General features: G+C 65.2%; 10 protein-coding genes and 1 pseudogene. 3 read left to right on the top strand and 8 right to left on the bottom strand.

Annotated elements, in window-relative coordinates:
- On the bottom strand, positions 1-391 hold a 391-nt coding region (locus tag ACFWF3_RS16595), incomplete at its 3' end, for a hypothetical protein (protein ID WP_379314345.1).
- A gap of 406 nt (positions 392-797) precedes the next feature.
- On the opposite strand from ACFWF3_RS16595, the gene ACFWF3_RS16590 reads away from it, so the two are divergent.
- Complete coding sequence (locus ACFWF3_RS16590; RefSeq protein WP_379314347.1) at positions 798-1,631, top strand: alpha/beta fold hydrolase; 834 nt, start codon at positions 798-800, stop codon at positions 1,629-1,631.
- 36 nt (positions 1,632-1,667) lie between these two features.
- On the opposite strand, the gene ACFWF3_RS16585 is transcribed toward ACFWF3_RS16590, so the two are convergent.
- The 5 genes and pseudogenes from ACFWF3_RS16585 to ACFWF3_RS16565 form a co-directional block, all read right to left on the bottom strand.
- The gene (locus ACFWF3_RS16585; RefSeq protein ID WP_379314344.1) at positions 1,668-1,898 is read right to left on the bottom strand and encodes a hypothetical protein; all 231 of its coding nucleotides are present in this window, start codon (positions 1,896-1,898) and stop codon (positions 1,668-1,670) included.
- 28 nt (positions 1,899-1,926) lie between these two features.
- Entirely contained in the window at positions 1,927-3,576 is a 1,650-nt protein-coding gene (locus ACFWF3_RS16580; RefSeq protein WP_379314343.1) for an alpha/beta hydrolase, read from the bottom strand.
- 355 nt (positions 3,577-3,931) lie between these two features.
- Positions 3,932-4,510 (bottom strand): XRE family transcriptional regulator, encoded by a 579-nt coding sequence (locus tag ACFWF3_RS16575; protein WP_379314346.1) that lies wholly within the window; start codon positions 4,508-4,510, stop codon positions 3,932-3,934.
- A 15-nt stretch (positions 4,511-4,525) separates the two neighbouring features.
- Positions 4,526-4,732 (bottom strand): annotated as a pseudogene (locus ACFWF3_RS16570) (helix-turn-helix domain-containing protein); the annotation flags it as partial.
- Positions 4,733-4,856: 124 nt separating this feature from the next.
- The gene (locus ACFWF3_RS16565) at positions 4,857-5,525 is read right to left on the bottom strand and encodes a TetR/AcrR family transcriptional regulator (RefSeq protein WP_379314342.1); all 669 of its coding nucleotides are present in this window, start codon (positions 5,523-5,525) and stop codon (positions 4,857-4,859) included.
- A gap of 63 nt (positions 5,526-5,588) precedes the next feature.
- Between ACFWF3_RS16565 and ACFWF3_RS16560 the strand changes: the two genes are divergently transcribed.
- Together ACFWF3_RS16560 and ACFWF3_RS16555 are read left to right on the top strand one after the other, a co-directional pair.
- The gene (locus tag ACFWF3_RS16560) at positions 5,589-5,891 is read left to right on the top strand and encodes a hypothetical protein (RefSeq protein ID WP_378990388.1); all 303 of its coding nucleotides are present in this window, start codon (positions 5,589-5,591) and stop codon (positions 5,889-5,891) included.
- 118 nt (positions 5,892-6,009) lie between these two features.
- Positions 6,010-6,360 carry an Lsr2 family protein gene (locus ACFWF3_RS16555; protein WP_378990390.1) on the top strand — a complete coding sequence of 117 codons (351 nt, stop codon included), beginning with the start codon at positions 6,010-6,012 and terminating at the stop codon, positions 6,358-6,360.
- Between the two features lie 88 nt (positions 6,361-6,448).
- Here the strand turns inward: ACFWF3_RS16555 and ACFWF3_RS16550 are convergent, their stop codons facing one another.
- Positions 6,449-7,090, bottom strand: a complete 642-nt coding sequence (locus tag ACFWF3_RS16550; protein ID WP_379314341.1) for a hypothetical protein — start codon at positions 7,088-7,090, stop codon at positions 6,449-6,451.
- Positions 7,091-7,175: 85 nt separating this feature from the next.
- Positions 7,176-7,596 (bottom strand): LysR family transcriptional regulator (locus ACFWF3_RS16545; protein ID WP_379314340.1); only part of this gene is annotated, 421 nt, incomplete at its 5' end.

The raw sequence follows: 7,596 nt of genomic DNA, 5'->3' as shown, positions 1-7,596 counted from the left end.
CCTCTTCCTCGTGAAACCACACCGCGACCTGACCGGTGGTGAGCACGACGTAGAGGTTGCCGCCGGCGTCGGCCCCGAGGGAGAACACGTCCTCGTCGGTCAGTTCGGTCGTGTAGTCCGCATCGAGAATCCCGCAGCCGTTGCCGGCGAAGTCGAAAGCGTAGGACCAGTCGAAGATGTCGAGGAACTGCGGCAGCCGACCGGAACGGACCCGGCGGTCGAAGGCCGCGAGTGCGGCGGCGCCGACCGCGGGCAATCGTTCGAGAAACGGTTCCACCGAACGAGTTCCGGCGGAGACGACGACAGGTTCGCCGTCACCGAACCAGCGGGCGAGATCGGCGTCGAGGCCACGATCGGTATAGCCGACGAGGTCGGCGAGGGTGAGCGTCACGCCGAAATTGTAGAAACGACCACCGACATGCGCGCGTCTCCCTTCGATCAGGGAAACTCTGCGCCGCTGGGGTCCGAGCATGCCGACCTGGGCCACCGCTCAGCCGACTTCTTATGGGCACGAACCATCGATTCGCGATCCGGCGGCTGGTCCGATCGCATGTCGCGGTCGGGATGTCGGATCACTCAGTGTATTTTCGGGACTCGAGCAAGTGGCCCGCCGACTCGTTGTCGACGTCGTGCTGCTGTATCCGAGTGCGATCCGGTTCGGTCTCACCGGGCCGGTGAGGAACACGATGGACGCCCGCGATGCCGCCAGGTTCATCCGGGTGAGGCACCCGCGTCTCACGGTGCCGGTGAACTACGAAGCCTGGACCCGTTCGATCGAAAGTAAGGGTGAACTGATCATGTCCTCGTCGACCAACGTTGCGAATCCGCGCCGGCGCCGGATGCTGAGCGTCGTGGCAGCGGCGATTGTCGCGCTCGGCCCCTTCGTCCCCGCACTCGCGACCGCCGACCCGGGCGAACCCACCGTGGTTCTGGTGCACGGCGCCTTCGCCGACGCCACCAGCTGGGATGGAGTCGCCGCCGAGCTACGCGGACGCGGCTATCGTGTTGTCGCAGTGGATAACCCGCTGCGCGGGCCGCGCAACGACGCGCAGGCGCTGCAGGGCGTGCTCGACTCCATCGACGGCCCGGTTGTGCTTGTCGGGCACTCCTACGGCGGGTCGGTCATCACCAATACCCACGACCCCAAGGTCAAGGCCAACGTCTACATCGCGGCATTCGCCCCGGCACAGGGTGAGTTCGTGCTGGGACTGATCGACCCCATCCGGTTCCCCGGCAGCCAACTGCTCCCACCCGCACTGCAGGTACGGGTCGTGGACGACCCCACCGGGATCGCGGGCAAGAATGTCGACGGCTACATCGAGGAACCGTATTTTCGCGACATCTTCGCCCAAGACGTCAGCGCCGAGACCGCCTCGAACATGTATGCCCATCAGCACTCGGCGGCCTTGAACGCCAATTTGGAGCCCTCCGGCTCACCCTCGTGGGCGAGCACACCCAACTGGTACCTGATCTCGGGTGAGGACCGCGTCATCCCCGCAGCCGCGCAACGGTTCATGGCTGGACGTGCCGCGGCCACCACCCGCGAGATCAGCTCCTCGCATGCCTCGTTGGTCTCCCAGCCGATCGCCGTCGCCGACACCATCGCGGAGGCCGCGGACACGGTTCGATAGCCGAACCGACCGCGGCACCGGCGACCGGCCGAGCATTCATTTGCGGGCGCGACGGGTGGTGAGAACTCCGGCGATCCAGCCGACGAGGAACATCGCCAACAGGATCAGCCACATCGGGGAACTGACCGTGATCAACAGGATCTCGACAGTGACCTTTCCTCTGTTCTCCAACACGAACACGACGGCGAAGATGCTCAACCCGATGGCGACCCATTGGGTTGGTGACACGCGACTCAGCAGGGACCGCTTTCCGGCGGCGTCGTTCATCAGAGTCCTCCTTTCGACGGGGTGGCGTTCACTCGGCGCCACGCAGGATCTCTCGTAAACGCTCGGTGTCGGCGACGGTCCAGTCGGCCGGTGACAGGATCGCGGCCCAGGCATCGGCGATGTCGGCTTGGAAGGTGTGGCCGTGCCCGTCTGGCACATCGACCGCGACTGCCATGTCCGCCGACACCTGCAGAAACGTCACCACCGGGATCCAGCGGGTGCTCGGCAGGACATCGCGACCGCGTTCCTCGGAGAGCCAGTCAGGTTTCTGGAACAGCAGTCGTGGTGTCCACCAGGTGATCGGGTCCGAGGCGTGCTGGAGATAGACCACCTTGGGTGCGATCCACACGGCGCCGGGACGGGCGAGATCCGGCGTGTCAGCGACGAATCGCACCGTGTGCCCGTCCCGGTAGATCGGCAGCCACTGCGGGGAACCCGGGTCTCGTCGTGCGGCGGCATCGCGCCACACCGGGTTGGTGGCGGTAGGACCGACGAACAGAACGCCATCGGTACGGGCCGCCATGTCCTGGATACCGGAGAACGCCGCCTCGCCGCCGAAAGATCCGAGGCTCTCCCCGAAAACCACCAGCTTCGGCCGGCGATCGACCGGCAAGAGGTCCCACTCGGCGTGCACCGCCTCGAACAGTGCTTGACCGGCCTGTCGAGCTCGTTCCTGGTCGACGACGAAGGACAGCCAACTCGGCAGGTAGGAGTACTGCATACTCACCAACGCACTGTCACCGTTGGCCAGATACTCCAACGCCGAGGCAGTCGACTCGTTGATCCACCCGGTTCCGGTGGTGGTCGCGACACCGAGGACCGCTCGTTCGAATCCACCGGCCCGACGTAACTCGGCAACCGCGAGATCTGCTTCGGCTCTGATGCTCTCCGCGGAATCGAGGCCGGTGTAGACGCGAATCGGCTCGCGCGCGGGCTTTCCGCTGAACGCGGTCAGTTCACTCGCGGTGGGACCGTTGGACACGAAGATCCGACCCTGCCTGCCCAGCGAGTCCCAGCTCACCAGCGAGCCGGGACCACCGGACCGCTCCGCGAGAACGGGCTCCTCGGTATCGGGCGAGCTCTCGTCGTTCACGGCCTTGAATGTCTCGTTGAGCATCGACATCGCCACGTCCGCGACCACCCCGTTGACCGCGGCGACAGCCAGTGCGACCACCACCACACCGCCGAGCACCGCCGCGACGCGCGGCGGCATCACCCGTGCCAACAGCCCACCGACCCCTCGCGACAGCGCCCAGCACAACCGCGCTATCGCGATCAATACCGCGAACACGACGGCGGCGATCACCACGATGATCGGATAGGCGTGCCAGGCAAGTCCGCTCACGCCCATGAGCGAACGCAGATCACTTTGCCAATCGGCGTACCAGACCAGCACCGCGACCGATCCGAGGCAGGCCACGATGCCCAACGCCCACCGCGCCACCGACGGCGCGGGCCCACGCTGTCGTTGCAGCATCCACCGGATCAGGGCCGCGACCGCGATGCCGAGTCCGTAGCCGAAGGCAGCGGCGGCACCGGTGACGATTCCTTGGAACAGCGGTCCTCTGGGCAGCAGTGACGGCGTCAGCGACAACCACACCAATACCAACGCCCCCACGGCCCCACCGAAATGGAATCTCCGACCGGTCGGCATCGCGGCATCGGATCTGCTGCTCATCAGCCGACCCGACGTCGGTGGTATCTTCGCGTGGAATTCATTTGTTCCCCTGTGATTCGACCAACGACCCACCGGCGCACGCAATTCACTACCGAACCCGGTGCAGCTCTGTCGCGCAATCAAGCCGACACGAGGCCTGGTCCGGGATTCTTTCAGTGGTGTGAACTATACGACCCGGTGATGCCACGACGCGGAATTCGGGCAATCGACACCGATACGTGAGCTGAACGCGGGTCAAACGTGGTAGCCCCATCCAGTACAACCACTGGACAGAACAAATCCGGAGAAGGCGCCGCACGTCCAGGTCGACGACCGGAGCATCGGGCCTCGACGGTGGTCGCCAAAGATCGGTCCGCTACACGTTCGATACGTTCGCCATCGGAAGGTCGCGACGAATCCCGACAAAGGCGCGCAACCAGCCCGGATAATCCACGACATCGACGTCGAACACCTGAACAAAGAGACTGACCGGTCGTGGCGCCCCTGATTCTCGGAGTCGGATCGGCGGCAGCTCCGAGGTGAACGTCACTTCGCCGGCGTTCCATATCGAGCAGAACTCCGGGTAGGCACCGAGCTCGTCGAGAAGCTGCTCTGGCCAGTCGGCGTGGCCGAAAGTGCCGATTCGGCCACGTAATCCGCTCACCGTCGCCTGTGCGACGGTGTCCCAGTCCACGAAGACCTGCCGGGCAATCTCGTTCCCGAACAACCAGTGCAGCCCATTTTCCCCGACGCGCAGCCCGGGCAACATCGACTGTGCGGCGCTGTTGAGCGCCAGGATATTGCCGCGGGCGTCGAAATATCCCGCCACTCCGCCGCGCTGCGCTTCGAGTATACGAAGCGCGTCATCGCTGATTCGGGCGCGCAATTGCTCAACCGTGGGAGTCGACGTGATCGGCAGTCCTGCCAGGTCGAACAGGTGCCGTCGCTCGGTCATCGTCAACGCACGGGCTCGACCCAGGCAGTCGACCAAGGATTCGACGACCGCACGCGCTGGATGATCCCGGTCACCCCATTCCAGGTGGGTGACATAGCTGGCGCTGACTCCTGCCGACACGGCCAGTCGCTCGCGTGACATTCGGCGTTCGTCACGCAACCACCGCAAGAAGCTGCCGAATGTCGGCAGCGTCAGCAGTTCCGGATCGTGCGACCTGGTCATTTGGTTCACGGCACTCACTCCCGTTCGAGCCTTGCCTACGCCCTGCACGATAGCGACCACAGCACGTTACCGGCCCGGAACACGCAGGTTCGGACCGGTGACAAGGGTGCTTTCCTGTGCGGCGCTACCGCGCGACCTGCCGATCGCGCAGGAGCAGTCGGATCCAGGCATCGGCCAGCCAGTCACGGAAACGCTCTGCCGTCCAATGGCGTTCGCCCACGAGCAGCACCCAGTACTCGGTGGCGTTCATGCTCCAGATGATGTCGGCGACCTCGTCGTCGGACAGATCCTCGCGCAACTGCCCTGTACTGCGCAGGTCTGCAGCGAATTCACGCATGTTCGCTGCGCGGCGCTCGCTGATCTCGGCCCATACGCGCGCGCACGACGCGTCGGTCGCCGCCGCCTCGCGCAGCGCCAGGAAGATCGGCGCGAGGCGTTGCTGAATGATGACCAGCGCGTCGGCATAGATCGCGATCTTGTCCTCGGCCCCGTTCGCCTCTCGGATTGCCCGAACGTACTCGCGCTGCCGAGCCGGAATCGCACGATCGGTCCCGGACAGAGCAGTCTCGACCAACTCTCGGAGCAATACCGGCTTGCGTCCGATCGATGCGTAGACCGTGTCCACGGAGACACCTGCGTGCGTGGCGATCTCAGCCACCGTGGTGGCGGCATAGCCCCGCTCCACGAACAGCGTTCGCGCCGCCGCGAGGATCGCGTGGCGCGTATCCGCGGCCTGCGCGGCGCGCCGAGGGGCGTTGTATCGACGCTTGTCTGCCTTGACGTTCTCGCTCATCGGCGCCTATTCTACCAATATTCATCCGATACCTATTCGGGTGAATTCAGAAGGGATCCGGCCATGGTCTACGCCTACATTCAAGATGTCCCTATCGGCGAGGAGCTCTACAACCGGATCATCGAAGGACTGGGCCCGGAACCACTCGACGGCTCGCTACTGCACCTGTGCGTGCGTCGCGACGACGGCGGACTGCGCTATATCGACGTGTGGGAGTCCGAGGCGCATTGCGCTCGCGCCTTCGACGAACGCATCCACCCCGCCGTCGATGCCGCCTTCGCGGGCGCCCGTCCCGGCGAGCCGACGATTCAACACCTCACTGTCGTCCACGCCACCGGCTCGCTCCTGATCGCGAAGGACACCTGACCATCGACGCTGCGCTTCACGCCCTTCTGCTGCCTGTGCGCTGGCACTAGGCGCACTCGACCCGCATTCGGCTACTACGATCCGGGGACACCTCCGCACCCGAATGAGAAGGATTCCCATGGCGCGCAAAATCATTGTCAGCCTTATCGACGACTTCGACGGCACATCCGAAGCCGACGAGACCGTCACATTCGGAATCGACGGAGTCGCCTACGAAATCGACCTGTCCGAGACCAACGCCACCAAACTGCGCGAAACGTTCGACCAGTGGCTTCCCTACGCCCGCCGAATCGGCCGCACCAAGACTTCCACCGGTCGACTCTCCGCGAAAACCGCGGCGAGCACACCGATTCGACGCAATGATCTCACCGCCATTCGTGCGTGGGCCGGCAACAACGGCCACCCGGTGTCGACTCGCGGACGGATCTCCGCAGACGTTATCGCCGCATACGACGCAGCGTCTGCATAAAGCACGACCGTTGTCGTGCTGAACGTTCGCCGGTTGCGACGGGTGACCCGGACACAGTCAAACGTCCGGGTCCAGCACCGCTCCCCGTTCAGATCTCGGCGAGGACCGCAGCATCCACATACCGCGGATCACGGGCGATCGCGGCAAAACTCGACTCACTTTCTGCACCGGCCGATTCCTGCACCTCTGCCAACCGGACGAGTAGATCGAAATAGCTCGCCTCGGCCGGCCGCAACTCCGCGATCGTCGCCGTGAGATCGAAATCGGCGGCGAACCGCGCCCGGTCGAGACTCACCAACAGCGTCGCCAGCCACCCACCCGAATCCGCCGCGAACATCGACCCGCTGGTTTCGGCCCAGAACAACACCGCGCTCGGTGCCATGTCAGAGCTCAACCGCCCCGCTGCGGCGAGCATCACCAGCGCGGTATAGATGTTCGACTCGCAAAAACCGAAGTGCATCAAATACGCCTCGAGCGCTCCGGCCCGATACCTCAGTACATAGGTCAGCCCGCCGGTGTCCTCCCCGAAGCAGTCGGCGAAGTACTCCCGAGGCGTGATCCCCTCCTCGGCCTGCCGCCAATCCGGTGCCTTGCCGTCCCAGAACCACCCGTCATACATCGCGCCGTGATTCTCGATAGTCTCCGGCCCCGGCGCCGGTGTCGCCAACCACTGCTCGAATGCCTGTCGCTCCATGGGAATTCGAGCAGCAACGACAAACGTGTCCGACACAACCGGCTCCTCATCTCGACGGCACCCACCATCGCGGGCCCACGCGCCATCCTAAGATCTCGCACCCGCTACTTCGGCGGCCTGATCACACCGACGGCGCCCGCGCGGCCCGCTCGGCGCGACGGGACAGCGCCGCGAAGGCATCGCGTAACGCTGGGGGACCGATGACCTCGATGTCGGTGTCGAAACGCGCCAGTGCCGCGGCGAGCGCCGCCCACGACCACGAACCCATCGACAGCCTGGTGCGCCCCTCGCCCAGCGCCTCCACGACTGCTTCACCGGCGAACGGAGCGACCCGGGTGGCGGGAAGATCGAGGATTACCTCGCCCGCGCTGGTCAGGCGGACCGAGCGGGTGTTGCGCTCGAAGAGCTGGGCGCCCAGCTCCTTCTCCAGCTGGCGGATCTGCTGGCTCAGCGGCGGCTGCGCCATCTGGAGCCGCTTGGCGGCGCGTCCGAAGTGCAGCTCCTCGGCGACGGCCACGAAGGCGGTGAGATAGCGCAGTTCC

The organism is Nocardia sp. NPDC060220 (assembly GCF_042727815.1).
Lineage (GTDB): Bacteria > Actinomycetota > Actinomycetes > Mycobacteriales > Mycobacteriaceae > Nocardia.
Note: the sequence above shows the minus strand (reverse complement) of the source record. Positions and strands in the feature narration are given on the sequence as shown.